Source organism: Nonomuraea sp. NPDC005730, from assembly GCF_040630865.1.
GTDB lineage: Bacteria > Actinomycetota > Actinomycetes > Streptosporangiales > Streptosporangiaceae > Nonomuraea.
In genome coordinates this window covers 283,329-298,384 of record NZ_JBEXYK010000002.1, presented here as the reverse complement: position 1 = coordinate 298,384, position 15,056 = coordinate 283,329, and the positions used below count along the sequence as shown (strand labels likewise).

The following is a 15,056-nucleotide window of genomic DNA, read 5'->3' as shown; positions in this document are numbered from 1 at the left end:
CATCCACCATTCGCGCACACTCCACTCTCCGTACTCCCGGAAACACAGATGGTGCGGCATGGTGTAACCTCACGTCCCCAAGCAAGCCCTTGGGACGCGGAGGTGGGCTCCCATGAACCGGAACGGCCCGGACGACGCGACCCGGATGGGCAGCCCCGACGCGGCGGCCGTGCAGGCGTTACTCGCCTACGCGCTCACCCTCCCCCGGCGGAGCGGCCGGGGCGTCGACCGGGCGCGCGAGGCCGTCGCCCAGAGCCGGGCGCTGGCCGCCCGCTCCCCCGCCGAGTACACCGGCCTGCTGGCCCACTGCCTGCGCACGACGGCCAGGCTGCTGCTCGACCGTTCCCGCGCCACCGAGGCGCTGCCCATGGCGCAGGAGGCGGTGGCGCTCAGCCGCGGGCTGGACGGCGGCCACCTCGCGGTCTCCCTCTACCGGCTGGCCGAGGCGTACGAGGCACTCCACCGCTACAGCGACGCCGCCGAGACGCTGGCGGAGGCCGATCAGATCCCGGGCGGCGACTGAGGGACGAGCACCCCCGGGTTGAGGATCCCGGCCGGGTCCAGCCGGTCCTTGACGGCCTGGAGCACGCCCACGCCCAGCGGGCCCAGCTCCGCGCCGTAGGCGTCCCGGTGGTCGCGGCCCACGCCGTGGTGGTGCGAGATCGTCCCGCCGGCCTCGACGATGGCCGCGTTCACCGCCTCCTTGGCCCGCTCCCACTGCTCGACCGGGTCGCCCTGCTGCGGGGTCACGACGGTGAAGTACAGCGAGGCGCCGGTCTCGTACACGTGGGAGACGTGGCACATGACCAGCGGCGAGCCGAGCGCGCCGAGCAGGGCCAGCCGGACCGCGTCGTACAGGCGCGGCAGGTTCGACCAGAAGCCGGCCGTCTCCAGGGTCTCCACGGTGGCGCCCGCGCCGAGCAGCGAGTCACGCAGGTACGGCGCGGAGAAGCGGCCGTGCTCCCACGCCTGGCCGGGCTCGGGCCCCAGCGGCTCGCCGCCGTGCCGGGCCAGGACCGCGGCGGCCGCGGCGTGCCGGTGGCCGATCCAGTCGCCCTCGACGCCGAGGATCACCAGGCAGCCGGAGCCGCCGCCGCCGATCGCGTCCGGCCGGGCCAGGCCGATCATGGTCTCGGTCTCGTCGGAGAGCCGCAGCACGGTGGGAACAGGGCCTTCCTGGGCGAGTGCCCGCACGGCGGCCGTCCCCGCTCGGAACGACTCGAACCGCCAGCCCTCGTAGCGGCGCTCGGCCGGCCGCCTGCGCACCCGCAGGCGCAGCGACGTGATGACGCCGAACGCCCCCTCCGAGCCCAGGACGAGCTGGCGCAGGTCGGGCCCGGCCGCGGACTTGGGCGCGCGGCCGAGCTCCAGCGTCCCGGACGGCGTCGCCAGGGTGAGGCCGACGACCATGTCGTCGAAGCGCCCGTACCCGGCCGAGGCCTGGCCGCTGGAGCGGGCCGCGGCGAAGCCGCCGAGCGTGGCGTACTCGAAGGACTGGGGGAAGTGCCCCAGCGTGAGGCCGTGCTCGGCGAGCAGCCGCTCGGCCTCGGGGGCGCGCACGCCCGGCTCGAAGTCGGCCACCATCGACTCGGCGTCGACCGAGCGCAGCCGGTCGAGCCTGCCCAGGTCGAGCGTGATCACGCCGGTGAAGCCGGCCCGCGCGGCCACGAGCCCGCCGACGACGGAGGTGCCGCCGCCGAACGGCACGACCGCGACCCGCTCGGTCGCGCACAGCCGCAGCAGCTCTTCCACCTCCTCGTGCGAGCCGGGCAGCACGACCGCGTCGGGGGCGTCGGAGCCGTCTCCCGCGCGCATCCGCAGCAGGTCGGGCGTGGACTTGCCGCGCGTGTGCCGCAGCCTGGCCTCGTGGGAGGTCAGCACGTGCGCGGGCCCGGTGACGGCCGCGAGCGCGGCCAGCACCGGCTCGGGCAGCGCGACCGGGGGCAGCCGGACCTCCTCGATGGCGGCGGCCGGGGTCTCGGGCGCGCGCACGCCGAGCAGGTCGTGCAGCAGTTTGCGGATCTGTTCGGGCAGCTCGCGGGCCTTGGCGGGGTCGCCCCAGCCACACCACAGCATGGGTTCACCGGTCACGCATACACTGTGACACATGACGTCGAACCGTCACAATGAGGGTGTGCTGGACGCGGCCCGCGCGTGCGTGCTGGCCTACGGCGTGCGCAGGACCACGCTCACGGACGTGGCCAGGCGGGCGGGCGTGTCGCGGATGACGATCTACCGCCGCTGGCCGGACGTGCGCTCGCTGGTCGCCGACCTGATGACGCGGGAGTGGGTCGCGGTCGTGTCGGGGCTCGACCTGTCCGATCCGGTGCCCGCGATCGTGGCGGGCGTACGCGGGCTGCGCGGGCACCCGCTGTGGCGGAAGATCGTGGAGGCGGACCCGGAGCTGCTGCTGCCGTACCTGCTGGACCGGCGGGGGGCGAGCCACGAGGCGGTGCTGGCCCTGCTGGAGCCGGCCGTCGGCGGGCCGGCCAGGGCGCGGGCCGTGCTGCTGGTCGCCCAGTCGTTCCTGCTGTCGGCCCCCACGATGCTCGACCCCGTGACGCTCGACGACCTGGACGCCGAACTCACCGCACTGCTGGAGGCCTACCTTGGATAGCTCGCTGAACGCCCGCAGAAGGTCGTACGAACTGGGCGTGGTCGCCGCCGAGCGGCTGGACGTGCTGGTGGTGGGGCTCGGCGCGACGGGAGCCGGCGCGGCCCTCGACGCCGCCTCCCGCGGGCTGAGCGTAGCGGCGGTCGACGCGCACGACCTGGCTTTCGGCACGTCGAGGTGGAGCTCCAAGATGGTCCACGGCGGGCTGCGCTACCTGGCCAAGGGCCAGGTGGACGTGGCCTACGAGAGCGCGGTCGAGCGCGGCATCCTGCTCAGGACGACGGCTCCGCACCTGGTCAAGGCCCATCCGTACCTGCTGCCGCTGACGCCGTCGGTCTCCCCGCGGCAGGCCGCCCTGGTGATGACCGGCTACCGGCTCGGCGACGGGCTGCGGACCGCCGCGCGCACGCCGCGCCGCCTGCTGCCCGGCCCCACGAGGCTCGGCGCGGCGCGCGCCCACACGCTCGCGCCGGTGCTGGTGCGCGACGGCCTGCGCGGCGGCCTGCTGTCGTGGGACGGCCGGCTGCTCGACGACGCCCGCCTGGTCGTGGCGCTGGCCAGGACCGCCGCCGGGCACGGCGCCCGCGTCCTGACCCGCTGCCGCGCCCTGCGGCTCACGGACGAGGGCGCCGAGGTGCGCGACGAGCTGACCGGCGAGCGGTTCACCATCAGGGCCAGGGCGGTGGTCAACGCGACGGGCGTGTGGGCCGGGCAGCTCGACCCGGCGGTGCGGCTGCGGCCGTCCCGGGGCAGCCACCTCGTGCTCGACGCCGGGACGCTGCCGGGGCTGATCGCCGGCATGCATGTGCCCATTCCCGGAGAGAGCAACCGATTCGCGCTCGTACTCCCCCAGGGCGACGGCCGCGTCTACGTCGGACTGACCGACGAGCCGGTGGACGGGCCGGTGCCCGACGTCCCCGAGGTGCCCGCCGAGGACGTCACAGCGCTCCTGGAGGTGCTGAACGGCATTCTGGAGACTCGGGTGGCCCCTGAGGCGGTCGCGGGCGCGTACGCGGGCCTGAGGCCGCTCCTGGCCGCGGACGGCCGCACGGCGGACCTCTCGCGCCGGCACGCGGTCCTGACGGACGGCGGTGTGGTCACGGTCGTCGGGGGCAAACTCACCACATACCGGCGAATGGCCGAGGACGCCGTCGACCGGGCGGTCTCCCTCAAAGGGCTCAGCGCAGGACCGAGCCGGACGAAGCAGATCCCACTGGTCGGCGCGGGCCCGCAGCCGGACGGGGTGCCGGCCCGGCTGGCCGAGCGGTACGGCAGCGCGGCGGCGGCGGCGTACGAGCTGGTCAAGGCCCACCCCGAGGAGGTCGGGCTCGGCCTGACCAAGGGCGACCTGCTCTGGTCCGTCCGGCACGAGGGCGCGCTCGACGAGGCCGACCTGCTGGACCGCAGGACCAGGATCGGCCTGGTCGCCGCCGACCGCGACCGGGCGCTGCCCGCGACACGCGACGTGCTCGGGATGACGTGACCCCGGCCCCAAACTCGCCGATGCGTTAGGTTATCCTTACCTAATTCGTCGGGAAGGGGGAGGCGTTGGCGAGGGGATGCGAGCATCCGGCGGGCTGCCACACGGGAGCCATGCCCACCCTGGCCAGCGCCACCGCGGGAGCCAGGCTCTGGCTGCTCGTCGAGTACGCCGGCCCGTGGCCGTCCCACCTGGAAAGCTTGCAACTTCCTGAAGAAATCTCCGAACTCGTGCGCAGAGCGCTCGAACGCGGTATCAGGCCCCAGCTCATCAGGCGTCCGGGCAGGCGAACCCGCCTGCGGGACCAGGGGATCCGTGTGCTATTGGCCTACGCGGCGGGCGACCACCCCTGGCTGGCCAGCGGTGTCGTCGCAGGTCCGGACGATCTTGACCTGGACGCCTTCGTGGCCGGAGTGCTCCCGGAGTCCTGCATACTTGAAGACGAGCCGGTATTTCTGGTCTGCACGCACGCCAAGCGCAATGTGTGCTGCGCCCGCATTGGACTACCCCTCGCTCGGTCGCTGGCCGAATCTTTGCCCGACAGAGTGTGGGAAACGTCACACGTTGGCGGCGATCGCTACGCCGCCAACCTCGTGTGCTTGCCACACGGAATTTTCTACGGCAGCATGTCTCAGGCTGCTGCACTGGCAGCGGCTAACGCGTACCGGTCGGGCGAGGTCATCCTCGACCGTCTCCGGGGGCGCGCAGGCATCCCTGAGCCATTGCAAGCCGTCGAGCATTTTGCCCGAGCCCATACGGGAGAGTGCTCCGTCGGCGCAGTGGCCGTGGAATCCTCCAGGTCGGACGGCGACGTCACCGAAGCAGTCGTGCGCTGCGGAGACGTCCGGTTCCAGGTTGTGGTTGAGCCATCGGCGTTCACAGCGCCGTGTGGTACGGCTTGCGCCGAGACGATCACCACCTACCGGCTGGTTTCGCTGGACAGGCTCACGCCTGTACGGTACGCCACGCCCGCCCTCGCCTGACTAGGGAACATCACGGCCCGTCCTTGCGTTGGAACAGTGACGCCAAAAGCGTCCAATGCGGCTCAATTACCGAAATACCTCTCACGAAGGTGGTTTTCTCATGTCTCAGGTACGTCGGCAGCTCGCCCGCCCGCGCCCCAGCTGGGGTTGGCAGGATGATGCCGCGTGCCGGGGTGAGGATCTCGTGCTCTTCTTCGGCCCCGACGGGGAGCGGCAGCCCGAGCGTGACGTACGTGAGCGGAAGGCCAAGGCGATCTGCGCCGGATGCCCTGTCCGCAACGAGTGCCTAGACTACGCGCTGTCCCGGCCGGAGAAGTACGGCACGTGGGGCGGTCTCAACGAGGACGAGCGCGCCAGCGAGCGTCGCCGTCGCATGCGCCGCGCCGCCAGCGCCGGCATCTCCGCCGCCTGACACACCTCGGCAGCATCAACGATCATCGCGTGATCACTCAGTTGTCCCGATGAACCGGAGCCTGGCCTTCCATGCCCAGGCTCTGGCGAACCCGGTCGGGGCAACTGCCTGATCAGGCCCGAGATCGTCATCCCGGACAAAGCATCGCCCGGCCACCCCCGCCCGATCCAGGGCAGGGGTGGCCGTCGCGTTTCCCATCGTGTGCGCCTTTCGTCCGGGCATGTACGCAGATAACCGGGCTCGGGGGTGTCCGATTCCTCCGCGAGCGTCCCTAAGGGGTCGTCTCGTGTTCGGAATGCCGTCATGTGCCGCCTCTAGCGTGCCCGCCATGAGACGCATCACCACCCTGACGTGCGCGGCGGCCATCGCGCTCGCCCTCGCCGCCCCGGCCACCGCCGCCATGGCCGACCCCGCCCGGCCCGAGGACCGCGGACCCGCCACGTTCGGCCGCGCCACGCTGACCGGCTTCGCCGCGCTGCCCGCGCAGACCTACGTGCCCGGCAGCGAGCCGTCGGGCTCCCTCCTCGGCACCGCGCCGGTCAACGGCGTCACCCCGCCCTTCCCCGGCCAGCCCGTGCAGGGCTTCAGCGGCATCGCCCGCCGCCACGACGGCACCTTCGACGTGCTGTCCGACAACGGCTTCGGCAACAAGGCCAACAGCGCCGACTTCCTCCTGCGCGTGCACCGCGTCAAGCCCGACTTCGCCGCCAGGACGGTCGGGGTGCTCGGCGGCTTCAACCTGACCGATCCGCGGGGGCTCGTCCCGTTCGCCCTGACCCGCCAGGACCGCACGCTGACGGGCTCCGACTTCGACGTCGAGTCGATCGTGCGCGCGACGGACGGCACGTACTGGATCGGCGACGAGTTCGGTCCGTTCCTGCTGCACTTCGACCGCAAGGGCCGGCTGCTCGACGCCCCGATCGAGCTGCCCGGCGTCAAGGCCCCCGAGAACCCCTGGCTGAACGGCGCCCAGCCCGACCTGGCCAGCTCCAAGGGCTTCGAGGGCATGGCCAGGTCGGTGGACGGCCGCCGGCTCTACCCGCTGCTCGAAGGCACGGTGAACGGCGACCCCGCGGGCACTCTGCGGATGAACGAGTTCGACCTGCGCAAGCGCGCATACACCGGGCGCACGTGGACGTACCGGCTGGAGGACCCCTCGCACTCCATCGGCGACGCCGTCGCCGTGGACGCGAACCGCTTCCTGATCATCGAGCGGGACAACCTCCAGGGCGACGCGGCCAAGGTCAAGCGCGTCTACCTGGCCGACACCCGCGACCGGGACCACGACGGCGCCCTGGACAAGACGCAGGTGGCCGACCTGCTCGACCTGGCCGACCCGCGCGGCCTCGGCGGCACGCCCGGCACGTTCAGGTTCCCGTTCCAGACCATCGAGGACGTCGTCGTCCTCGACGACCGCACCCTGGGCCTCCTGGACGACAACAACTTCCCCTTCTCCAGTGGCCGTACGCCGGGCCGTCCCGACGACAACGAGTTCATCACCGTCCGGCTCTCGCGCGGCCTTCAGGCCGATCCGCGAGTTTTCCGGTAGAAGCATGTAGAGAAGCGTGGGACGGCTCCGACCTCCTGGCGACAGGAGCCCGCAGAAGGAGTTCGACATGCAGTCCACGGTTCAGACCGTCACCTCGGCCGACGGCACCCGCATCGCGTTCGAGAGCAGCGGCGAGAGCCACCCGGTGATCCTGGTGGGTGGCGCCTTCAACGACCGCACCACCGTCGCCGCCCTCGCCGCCGCGCTCGCCCCAGGCTTTCGCGCGATCGCCTACGACCGCCGCGGCCGGGGCGGCAGCGGCGACGCGCCCGCCTACGCCGTGGAGCGGGAGATCGAGGACCTCGCCGCGCTGATCGAGCACGCGGGCGGCGCGGCGAGCGTCTTCGGCCACTCCTCCGGCGCCATCCTCGCGCTGGAGGCCGCCGCGTACGGGCTGCCGATCGCCCGCCTGGCCGTCTACGAGCCGCCGTACGTCGTGGACGGCGGGCGCACCGCGCCCGGCGGCGACTTCACCGAGCGCCTGAGCGCCCTCGTCGAGGGGGACCGGCGCGACGAGGCCGTGGCGCTGTTCCTGACCGAGGGCGCCGACGTGCCCGCGGAGGCCGTGGCGGGCATGCGGTCGGAGCCGGTGTGGGGCTGGTTCACCAGCCTGGCGCACACGCTCGCCTACGACGCCGCCGTGTGCGGTCCGGGGCAGTCACTGCCGGTCGGGCGGCTGTCCCGCGTCACCGTGCCCACCCTGGCGATCGGCGGCGACCAGTCCCCGAAGTGGATGCTGGACGCCGTGCGGGCCGTCGCCGACGCCGTGCCGGGCGCCCGGCACGTGGTCCTGCCGGGCGAGGACCACGGCGTGCTCGGCCGGCCGGAGGCGCTGCTGCCGACGCTGACGGACTTCCTGTCCTGAGCGGGTCCGTCACGAAAGAGCCTGCCTGAGCGGGTTCGTCACGAAAGAGCCTGCGTGAGCGGGGTCATCCGCTTCCGGGGTGCTTGCCGAGGGCGTCCCGGAGCTCCGCCGCCGCCTCCGGGGTCAGCAGGGGGTGGGAGTAGAGGTCGAGCAGGGTGAGCGCGAGCAGGTGGGCGCCTTCGGGGCTGAACACGTCCACGCCGAGGCCGCGGGAGACGTGCTTGTGCAGCACCCCGACCGACAGCGACATGGCCGTGGACACGGTCGCGCGCGCCCTGCGCCCGGCGAACGGCTCGTCGGTGCGGGTCTCGTCGAGCTCCTCCAGCCACCGCTCGCTCAGCTCGGCGATGCCGTCGAACAGCGGCGCCGCCCAGCCCTCGGCCAGCGCCCGCGCCACGTACAGCCGGTAGGGCGCCAGCGCGTCCAGCGCCGCGGCCACGGGGTTGCGCCCGGCGGGCATGGCGCCGGCGCGGACGTCGTCGTCGATCCGCCGGACGACCCTGATCAGGTGTTCGTCGCACGCCTCGCGCAACGCCTGCTTGGAGCCGTAGTGGTGGCGCAGCAGCCCCGGGGACACCCCGGCGGTCCCGGCGATGGCGCGGGTCGTGGCACCCTCGAAGCCGTGCTCGCCGAAGTGCAGCAGCGCCGCCTCCCTGATGCGGGCGCGCGCGGTGAGGTCTTCGGGCTTGGTCATACGGTACGGCTCCCGTCCGGACGTGCGGATCGTGACGACCCTACACGCGGGTGCACGAAGCGGACGGCGATAAGGTGCCCTTCATGCCGGACTCAGCGCACGTGACCGCGGACGACCTCGACGAGGCCGTCGCCCTCGCCGTCGACACGCTGCGGGACGCGCCGCCGCAGGCGTGGGAGGCGAAGGCGGGCTCACTGGAGTGGACCTGCTGGGAGACCGTCGAGCACCTCGCCGACGACCTGTTTGCCTACGCCGCCCAGCTCGGGCTCAACGTGCCGCCGCTGGACACGTACGTGCCCTTCGCGCTGGAGCGGCGCAGGCCCGGCGGCCCGAACAACACCATCCACGCCGACCGCGCGGCCGGGCCCACCGGGCTGCTGCAGGTGCTCCAGGCCTCCGGCGCGCTGCTGTCGGCCATGGTCCGCACCGCGCCGCCGCAGGCGCGCGCACATCACATCTTCGGCATGGCGGACGCGTCGGCGACCGCCGCGATGGGCCTGGTGGAAACGCTCGTGCATCTGCACGACGTGTGCGAGGGGCTGGGCCTGGCCTGGGAGCCGCCCGCGGACCTGTGCTCGCGGGTGCTGGCCCGCCTGTTCCCCGACGCCCCCGTGGACACCGCCCCGTGGGCCACGCTGCTGTGGGCGACCGGCCGCGGCGAGCTGCCCGGACGGCCACGTCAGACCCGGTGGCGCTGGTACAACGAACCCCGCTGATCAGACGGGGTGATCAGACGATCAGGTCGTCGAACTCCCCATCCTTGGCCCCCAGGACGAACGCGCTGATCTCGGCCTGCGTGTAGACCAGCGCGGGGCCGTCGGGGAACCGGGAGTTGCGCATGGCGATCTCACCCGTGGGCAGGCCCGCGACCTCGACGCAGTTGCCGTTGGGATTGCTTCGCCTGCTCTTGCGCCACACGACGGGAAGGTGACCGGCGGGGGTTCCGTTCCGGAACTCGTGCATGGGGGAAGCTCCTAGCGATCTTACGGATGCACGTGCATCCGCGTTTGCGCTGACCATACGGCAGCACGACAGACTCCATATACCGGATGACCAAAAATCCGACTATGGAGTGGATCACAGGAGTTTCAGCAGCTCATCCGGAAATGAGGTGTTCCAGAAAGCGCCGCGTCTGTTTCGGCTCCAGGGCCTGGATGCTCAGCCGGTCCATGACCTCCATGTAGTGGTCGGAGTCGACCGGCTTGTCCAGATAGAGGGCGCTGGTGAGCTGCTCCATGTAGACCACGTCGGGCAGCTCGCGCTCGGGGAAGCGCAGGATGCTGAACGAGCCGCCGGCCGCCGCGTGCCCGCCGCTCTCGAACGGCATCACCTGGACGGTGACGTTGCGCTCCTCCGTGGCGTCGAGCAGGTGGCGGATCTGCTCGCGCATGACGTCGGCCCCGCCGAGCCCCCGCCGCAGGACGGCCTCGTCGATCACGGCCCACAGCTTGAGCCCGCTCTCCAGGCGCCTCTGCCGGGTGGTGCGCAGGGTGACGCGGCGGTCGAGCTCGGGGTCGAGCGCCTTCTCGTTGCCGAGCCGGATCACGGCCTTGGCGTACGCGGGCGTCTGCAGCAGGCCGGGGACGAACTGGTTCTCGAACGTGCGGATGGCCGAGGCGGCCCCCTCCAGCCCGATGTAGACCTCGAACCAGCCGGGCAGCAGGTCGCCGTACTTGTGCCACCAGCCCGGCGCGTTGGCCTGCCGGGCCAGGGCGAGCAGCGGCTCGCGGTCCTCCGGGGCGGTGACGCCGTAGAGGGTGAGCAGGTCGGCGACGTCCCGCTGCTTGAAGCTGACCTGACCGAGCTCAAGTCGGCTGATCTTCGCATGAGATGCGCGAATCGAGTACCCGGCATCCTCCCGGGAGATACCCTTCTCGGTACGGAGCCTGCGCAGTTGCGTACCCAGCAGGATCCGCAGCACCGTCGGGCTTCCCGGCGTGTAGCTGAGAAGCTTTCCCTCCGCGCTCTGTGCGCTCACTCGACCGCTCCTAGATCATCTGCACGTGCAGATGGTATTCGCATCGGTAAAACACGAAAAGTCTTGCATCACTACCCACACCCCGTAAAGATGGGCACTGGATCACCAGACCGCGCTTCGGGGGCCAGAATGACGACTTTCGACGCTCGGCCGCAAGCCGTCATCGGTTCCCGGCCACCAGGGTGGCTCGCCACCATTCTGGTGGATGGGCGCGCCGGAGAGTGCGACGCGGTGTTCCCGTTCCACGAACGCACCGCGTTCGAGCCGGCGTGCGTGGCGACGGCCCGGCGGTTCGTTGACCAGACGCTCACCTCCTGGGCCGCCGCCGACCTGGCCTACGACGTGCAACTGGTGGTCTCGGAGCTGGTCACGAACGCGATGCGGCACGGCGGCGGAGCCGTACAGCTCCGGCTGCTCTTCCGCCGGCCCGAGCTGGCCTGCGTGGTGACCGACCACAGCGAGACCGTCCCGGTGGCGGCGCCGGCCGACGTGTTCGCCGAGTTCGGGCGCGGGCTGCGGCTGGTCGACGCGCTCTGCAGCGCGTGGGGCTGGTTCGCCCCCGGCGGCTCCCGGAAGCTGGTCTGGGCGGTCCTGCCCGCATAGACACCGGTACGAGCGGCGCCGTCCGGTGCAGGTCACCTCCGCTCCAGGAGGTCCAGCACGTCCTCGTCGGTGAGCTGGTCGAAGTGTTCGTACCACTGGCCGACCGCTCTGAAGTCGATCGGGGTCAGCAGCACCACCACCTCGTCGGCCTCCGCACGCATCATCTCGACGGTCTCCTCGGCGCCGACCGGTACGGCCAGCGTCACCCTCGCGGGGCCGGCCGCGGCCACCGCGCGCAGGGCCGCCCGCGCCGTCACGCCCGTGGCCAGGCCGTCGTCCACGACGATCACCTCACGTCCGGCCAGCGGCGGCAGCGGCCGGTCACCCCGGTAGGCCCGCACCCGCCTGGCCAGCTCGTGCCGCTCCCGCTCGACCACGTCGGCCACGTCCTCGGGCGTCAGGCCCAGCCGGTCGAGCATCGTCAGGTCGAACACCGGCTCGCCGCCCTCGGCGATCGCCCCCACGCCCAGCTCGGGAGCGGGCGGGTAGCCGATCTTCCGGGTGACGAGCACGTCCAGCTCGCCGCCGAGCCGGCGGAAGACCGGCACGGCAACGGCGACCCCGCCACGCGGCAACGCCAGCACGACGGGGTCGCGCACCTCCGGCAGCCGCTCGGCCAGCAACGCCCCGGCCTCGGCCCGATCCGCGAACACCTGCATGACCTGTGCATACCCGCACAACCCCCTCTACTCGCCTCCCTCCTGCACCAGGCAGGAGGAAGGAAGAGCAGGCCGGTCCCCGCCGAACGGGGTCCGGGCCCGCCGGACCCGGCCGGCGCCCGGCGAGGACGGCCGGGCAGGGACCGGCAGGACGGTCAGCGACGGTCAGGGGCGGTTGCGGCTGGAGCGGCGCATCTCCTTGTGGATGATCTTCCACTTGTTCTGCTGCTCCTTGCGCAGCCGCGCATCCGTGCGGGACGCCATCCAGGCGGCCTCGCGTTGCAGCTTGCGCCAGCTCTGCAGCCGGCGTTCGGGCAGCTCGCCGTTCTCCATGGCGTCCAGGACGGCGCATCCCGGCTCGCTCACGTGCCCGCAGTCGGCGAAGCGGCACCGCTCGGCCAGCTGCTCGATGTCGGCGAAGACGAGGTCGACGCCCTCGCCGATGTCGTAGAGGCCGATCCGGCGGATGCCGGGGGTGTCGATGATCAGGCCGCCGCCGGGCAGCGGGATCAGCTCCCGGTGGACGGTCGTGTGCCGCCCGCGCCCGTCGGCCGCGCGTACCTGCTGGGTGTCCATCACGCCCGCCTCGGCCAGCGCGTTGACCAGGGTGGACTTGCCCGCGCCGGAAGGCCCGAGCACGACCGCCGTACGGGAGCCGTGCAGGTAGCTCGCGGCCAGCGAGACCCCCTCCCCCAGCAGCGAGGAGACGGCGTGCACGTCGACGCCCGGCGCGGCGGCGCGCACGTCGGCCATCAGCTCGTCGAGGCCCGCCTCGAACAGGTCGGACTTGGTCACCAGCACGACGGGCGTGCCGCCGGACTCCCAGGCGAGGGCCACCAGCCGCTCGATGCGGCCGAGGTCGGCGAAGTCGGTCGAGTGCATGGACGGCTCGGCCACGAAGACGACGTCGACGTTGGCCGCGAGCACCTGGCCCTGGCCGTCGCCGGACAGGCCGCCGGTCGAGTGGCGGCTCACGCCGCCCCGGATGAACGCGGTGGTCCTGGAGAGCACCTGGTCGAGCTCGTACCGGCCTTCGGGCAGCCATTTGAGCGCGACCCAGTCGCCGACGCACGGCAGGGCCACCGGGTCGTCGGCCGAGGAACGGCGCACGCGGGCGCCGTAGCGGACGTGGTGCTGACCGTCGGCGGCGATCACCTCGGCGGCGCCGCGGTCGACGCGGGCCACCCGCGCCGGGACGGTGTCAGCAGGAAGCTCGGTGGCGCGCAGATCGGTCCAGCCGAGCAGGGAAAGATCGTAAGACAAGACGGTGAAACCTTTGATCGAGAAGGAAACGGGCAGCTCAGGCGAGGGCCCGGAGGTAGACGGACGACAGGCGGAACAGAACGACCCGCATAGCCCTCACCTCCTCGATCGGTTGCGAATGCGACTTTAACCACCCTGTCCCGGCAGATGCAATCGGATTATCTTCGGCGATTCGTTGAACCCCGCCAGGGCGGCCGAGCGTACTCCCTCCCGACGGACGCGAGAAAGGGGAATGATGCGGATCAGCACGTGTCCCCCGCCCTCGGCCGAGGGAACGGCCCCGGTGAGCAAGCCGCGCCTACGCCACCTGATCCGGCGGGTGCGACCGGACGACGAGGTGGTCGTGTCCGCGCTCTACCGGGAGTACCACCGGCCGTTGCTGGCCTTCGTGGTACGGCTGACGGCGGGCGACCGGCAGTGGGCGGAAGACGTGGTGCAGGAGACGATGATCCGGGCCTGGCGCAGCGCCGAGCGGCTGGACCCCGACTCGGTCTCGCTCATGCCCTGGCTCGCCACGGTGGCCAGGCGCATCGTGATCGACGACCGGCGGCGCAGGGAGGCCCGCCCGCCGGAATCGGGCGACGGGGCGCTGGACACCGTGCCGGTGCCGGACGAGCTGGAGGGGTTGCTGCGCCAGGTGGTCGTGTCAGAGGCGCTGAAGGCGTTGTCACCGGCGCATCGCGAGATCCTGAACGAGACGATCCTGCGGGACCGGTCGGTCAACGACGCCGCCGCGGCCCTCGGCATCCCGGTGGGCACCGTGAAGTCACGGATCTACTACGCGGTCCGCGCGCTGCGGGTCGCGCTGGAGGAGCGGGGGGTGACGGCGTGACCGCGGGAGTCGAGCACACCGACGTGGGCGCCTACGCGCTCGGCCTGCTGGAGGAGGACGACCGGCTGGCCTTCGAGTCCCACCTGCGCATTTGCCCCTCCTGCCGCTTCGAGCTGTCGGACCTGGCGGGGGTCGCCGACGTGCTGCACGGCCTCGGCCCGCTGGAGGACGCCGGCCCTCCTCCCCGTGAGGGGCAGGCCGGCGTGGTCGACCTGCTCCGCCGCAAGAAGGCGGCCGACCGGCGGGCCCGCAGGGCGACGTTCCTGCTCGGGATGGCGGCGGCGGTCGCGCTGGCGGCCGGCGGGCTGACCGTCGGCACGCAGCTCACCGGCGGCGGCGACCCGCCGCAGGCGATGGCGGGACGCGCCGACCACATGGGCCCGGCCGAGCAGTTCTACGCCGACGGCACGCCGATCGCGGGCAAGGGCGTCGGCGGGGTGTCGGGCGGGCTGGTGGTGGAGTCGAAGGGCTGGGGCACGCACGCGGCCCTCAAGCTGTCGGGGGTGAAGGGGCCGCTGGAGTGCGAGCTGGTGTCGGTGGGCAAGTCGGGCGAGCGGCGGGTGATGACCGGGTGGTCGGTGCCGGCGCCGGGTTACGGCGTGCCGGGCTCGCCGGCCCCGCTCTACATGCACGGCGGCAGCGCGACGCCGCTGGCGGAGATCGACCGCTTCGAGGTGGTCACCAGGACGGGCACGACCCTGCTCACCGTCAGGACCTGAGGTCGCGGCCCCTGCCTGAGGCCCTTCCGCCGTCGGCGGGAGGGCCTCGCCGCGTTCAGCGGGACGCGCGGTCGGCGGTGACGACGGCGTCGAGCAGGCCGGGGAACGCCTGGTCGAGCTCGGCCCTGCGCAGGGTGTTCAGGCGGGAGGTGCCGGCGTAGTGCTGCCGGATGAGGCCGGCCTCGCGCAGCACCCGGAAGTGGTGGGTGGCGGTGGACTTGCTCACCGAGATGTCGAACCCGCCGCAGCTGATGTCGCCGGCGGCGGCGTCGAGCTGGGTGACGATGCTGCGCCGGACCGGGTCGACGAGGGCTTCGAGAACCTGCTGCAGGGTGACTTCGCGCAGGTCGGGGTGGTCCGGGATGCGGTCGGCGTCCATGGGTCCATAGTACGACATCCATCGAA

The 15,056-nt window shown here is 72.3% G+C and carries 18 protein-coding genes; 11 read left to right on the top strand and 7 right to left on the bottom strand.

What is annotated here, in order from left to right; genetic code table 11:
• Positions 1–112 precede the first annotated feature (112 nt).
• On the top strand, positions 113–523 hold the full coding sequence (locus ABZ444_RS04080; protein WP_357992320.1) for a hypothetical protein: 411 nt from the start codon (positions 113–115) through the stop codon (positions 521–523).
• Here ABZ444_RS04080 and ABZ444_RS04075 read toward each other — a convergent pair.
• On the bottom strand, positions 502–2,076 hold the full coding sequence (locus ABZ444_RS04075) for an FAD-binding oxidoreductase (RefSeq protein ID WP_357992803.1): 1,575 nt from the start codon (positions 2,074–2,076) through the stop codon (positions 502–504). The two genes, ABZ444_RS04080 and ABZ444_RS04075, sit on opposite strands and share 22 nt — an antisense overlap.
• 31 nt (positions 2,077–2,107) lie before the next feature.
• On the opposite strand from ABZ444_RS04075, the gene ABZ444_RS04070 reads away from it, so the two are divergent.
• From ABZ444_RS04070 to ABZ444_RS04045, 6 genes are all read left to right on the top strand, one after another.
• Positions 2,108–2,617 carry a helix-turn-helix domain-containing protein gene (locus tag ABZ444_RS04070; RefSeq protein WP_357964840.1) on the top strand — a complete coding sequence of 170 codons (510 nt, stop codon included), beginning with the start codon at positions 2,108–2,110 and terminating at the stop codon, positions 2,615–2,617.
• Complete coding sequence (locus ABZ444_RS04065) at positions 2,610–4,097, top strand: glycerol-3-phosphate dehydrogenase/oxidase (RefSeq protein WP_357992317.1); 1,488 nt, start codon at positions 2,610–2,612, stop codon at positions 4,095–4,097. The genes ABZ444_RS04070 and ABZ444_RS04065 overlap by 8 nt, the downstream gene beginning before the upstream one ends.
• A gap of 110 nt (positions 4,098–4,207) precedes the next feature.
• Positions 4,208–5,077, top strand: a complete 870-nt coding sequence (locus ABZ444_RS04060; protein WP_357992314.1) for a sucrase ferredoxin — start codon at positions 4,208–4,210, stop codon at positions 5,075–5,077.
• A gap of 100 nt (positions 5,078–5,177) precedes the next feature.
• Positions 5,178–5,489, top strand: a complete 312-nt coding sequence (locus ABZ444_RS04055) for a WhiB family transcriptional regulator (RefSeq protein ID WP_125634885.1) — start codon at positions 5,178–5,180, stop codon at positions 5,487–5,489.
• A gap of 328 nt (positions 5,490–5,817) precedes the next feature.
• A complete protein-coding gene (locus ABZ444_RS04050; protein ID WP_357992311.1) occupies positions 5,818–7,038 on the top strand; it encodes an esterase-like activity of phytase family protein in 1,221 nt (406 codons plus the stop codon).
• Between the two features lie 67 nt (positions 7,039–7,105).
• Complete coding sequence (locus ABZ444_RS04045) at positions 7,106–7,903, top strand: alpha/beta hydrolase (RefSeq protein WP_357992308.1); 798 nt, start codon at positions 7,106–7,108, stop codon at positions 7,901–7,903.
• Positions 7,904–7,967: 64 nt separating this feature from the next.
• Here the strand turns inward: ABZ444_RS04045 and ABZ444_RS04040 are convergent, their stop codons facing one another.
• Entirely contained in the window at positions 7,968–8,597 is a 630-nt protein-coding gene (locus tag ABZ444_RS04040) for a TetR/AcrR family transcriptional regulator (RefSeq protein ID WP_357992306.1), read from the bottom strand.
• Between the two features lie 83 nt (positions 8,598–8,680).
• On the opposite strand from ABZ444_RS04040, the gene ABZ444_RS04035 reads away from it, so the two are divergent.
• Entirely contained in the window at positions 8,681–9,313 is a 633-nt protein-coding gene (locus ABZ444_RS04035) for a maleylpyruvate isomerase N-terminal domain-containing protein (protein WP_357992304.1), read from the top strand.
• A gap of 13 nt (positions 9,314–9,326) precedes the next feature.
• Here ABZ444_RS04035 and ABZ444_RS04030 read toward each other — a convergent pair whose 3' ends face one another.
• Together ABZ444_RS04030 and ABZ444_RS04025 are read right to left on the bottom strand one after the other, a co-directional pair.
• On the bottom strand, positions 9,327–9,560 hold the full coding sequence (locus tag ABZ444_RS04030) for a DUF397 domain-containing protein (RefSeq protein WP_352327185.1): 234 nt from the start codon (positions 9,558–9,560) through the stop codon (positions 9,327–9,329).
• Between the two features lie 133 nt (positions 9,561–9,693).
• The gene (locus ABZ444_RS04025; protein WP_357992301.1) at positions 9,694–10,575 is read right to left on the bottom strand and encodes a helix-turn-helix transcriptional regulator; all 882 of its coding nucleotides are present in this window, start codon (positions 10,573–10,575) and stop codon (positions 9,694–9,696) included.
• A gap of 231 nt (positions 10,576–10,806) precedes the next feature.
• Here ABZ444_RS04025 and ABZ444_RS04020 point away from each other — a divergent pair, with 231 nt between their 5' ends.
• The gene (locus tag ABZ444_RS04020) at positions 10,807–11,178 is read left to right on the top strand and encodes an ATP-binding protein (RefSeq protein ID WP_357992298.1); all 372 of its coding nucleotides are present in this window, start codon (positions 10,807–10,809) and stop codon (positions 11,176–11,178) included.
• A 32-nt stretch (positions 11,179–11,210) separates the two neighbouring features.
• On the opposite strand, the gene ABZ444_RS04015 is transcribed toward ABZ444_RS04020, so the two are convergent.
• Positions 11,211–11,837 carry a phosphoribosyltransferase family protein gene (locus ABZ444_RS04015; protein WP_357992295.1) on the bottom strand — a complete coding sequence of 209 codons (627 nt, stop codon included), beginning with the start codon at positions 11,835–11,837 and terminating at the stop codon, positions 11,211–11,213.
• Positions 11,838–12,002: 165 nt separating this feature from the next.
• The gene (rsgA, locus tag ABZ444_RS04010; protein ID WP_357992292.1) at positions 12,003–13,100 is read right to left on the bottom strand and encodes a ribosome small subunit-dependent GTPase A; all 1,098 of its coding nucleotides are present in this window, start codon (positions 13,098–13,100) and stop codon (positions 12,003–12,005) included.
• Positions 13,101–13,443: 343 nt separating this feature from the next.
• On the opposite strand from rsgA, the gene ABZ444_RS04005 reads away from it, so the two are divergent.
• Positions 13,444–13,932, top strand: coding sequence for a sigma-70 family RNA polymerase sigma factor (locus ABZ444_RS04005; RefSeq protein WP_357965856.1), 489 nt, complete (start codon positions 13,444–13,446; stop codon positions 13,930–13,932).
• Positions 13,929–14,651: a zf-HC2 domain-containing protein gene (locus ABZ444_RS04000; RefSeq protein ID WP_357992289.1), complete on the top strand. Its 723-nt coding sequence runs from the start codon at positions 13,929–13,931 to the stop codon at positions 14,649–14,651. The genes ABZ444_RS04005 and ABZ444_RS04000 overlap by 4 nt, the downstream gene beginning before the upstream one ends.
• A 55-nt stretch (positions 14,652–14,706) precedes the next feature.
• On the opposite strand, the gene ABZ444_RS03995 is transcribed toward ABZ444_RS04000, so the two are convergent.
• Positions 14,707–15,030: a helix-turn-helix transcriptional regulator gene (locus ABZ444_RS03995; protein ID WP_357992286.1), complete on the bottom strand. Its 324-nt coding sequence runs from the start codon at positions 15,028–15,030 to the stop codon at positions 14,707–14,709.
• Positions 15,031–15,056: the final 26 nt, after the last annotated feature.

Bases quoted from the DNA above. Each gene is read 5' to 3' on its own strand.
- ABZ444_RS04080 (WP_357992320.1), top strand. From the start codon at position 113: ATGAACCGGAACGGCCCGGACGACGCGACCCGGATGGGCAGCCCCGAC.
- ABZ444_RS04075 (WP_357992803.1), bottom strand. From the start codon at position 2,076: ATGCTGTGGTGTGGCTGGGGCGACCCCGCCAAGGCCCGCGAGCTGCCC.
- ABZ444_RS04070 (WP_357964840.1), top strand. From the start codon at position 2,108: ATGACGTCGAACCGTCACAATGAGGGTGTGCTGGACGCGGCCCGCGCG.
- ABZ444_RS04060 (WP_357992314.1), top strand. From the start codon at position 4,208: ATGCCCACCCTGGCCAGCGCCACCGCGGGAGCCAGGCTCTGGCTGCTC.
- ABZ444_RS04055 (WP_125634885.1), top strand. From the start codon at position 5,178: ATGTCTCAGGTACGTCGGCAGCTCGCCCGCCCGCGCCCCAGCTGGGGT.
- ABZ444_RS04050 (WP_357992311.1), top strand. From the start codon at position 5,818: ATGAGACGCATCACCACCCTGACGTGCGCGGCGGCCATCGCGCTCGCC.
- ABZ444_RS04045 (WP_357992308.1), top strand. From the start codon at position 7,106: ATGCAGTCCACGGTTCAGACCGTCACCTCGGCCGACGGCACCCGCATC.
- ABZ444_RS04040 (WP_357992306.1), bottom strand. From the start codon at position 8,597: ATGACCAAGCCCGAAGACCTCACCGCGCGCGCCCGCATCAGGGAGGCG.
- ABZ444_RS04035 (WP_357992304.1), top strand. From the start codon at position 8,681: ATGCCGGACTCAGCGCACGTGACCGCGGACGACCTCGACGAGGCCGTC.
- ABZ444_RS04030 (WP_352327185.1), bottom strand. From the start codon at position 9,560: ATGCACGAGTTCCGGAACGGAACCCCCGCCGGTCACCTTCCCGTCGTG.
- ABZ444_RS04015 (WP_357992295.1), bottom strand. From the start codon at position 11,837: ATGCAGGTGTTCGCGGATCGGGCCGAGGCCGGGGCGTTGCTGGCCGAG.
- ABZ444_RS03995 (WP_357992286.1), bottom strand. From the start codon at position 15,030: ATGGACGCCGACCGCATCCCGGACCACCCCGACCTGCGCGAAGTCACC.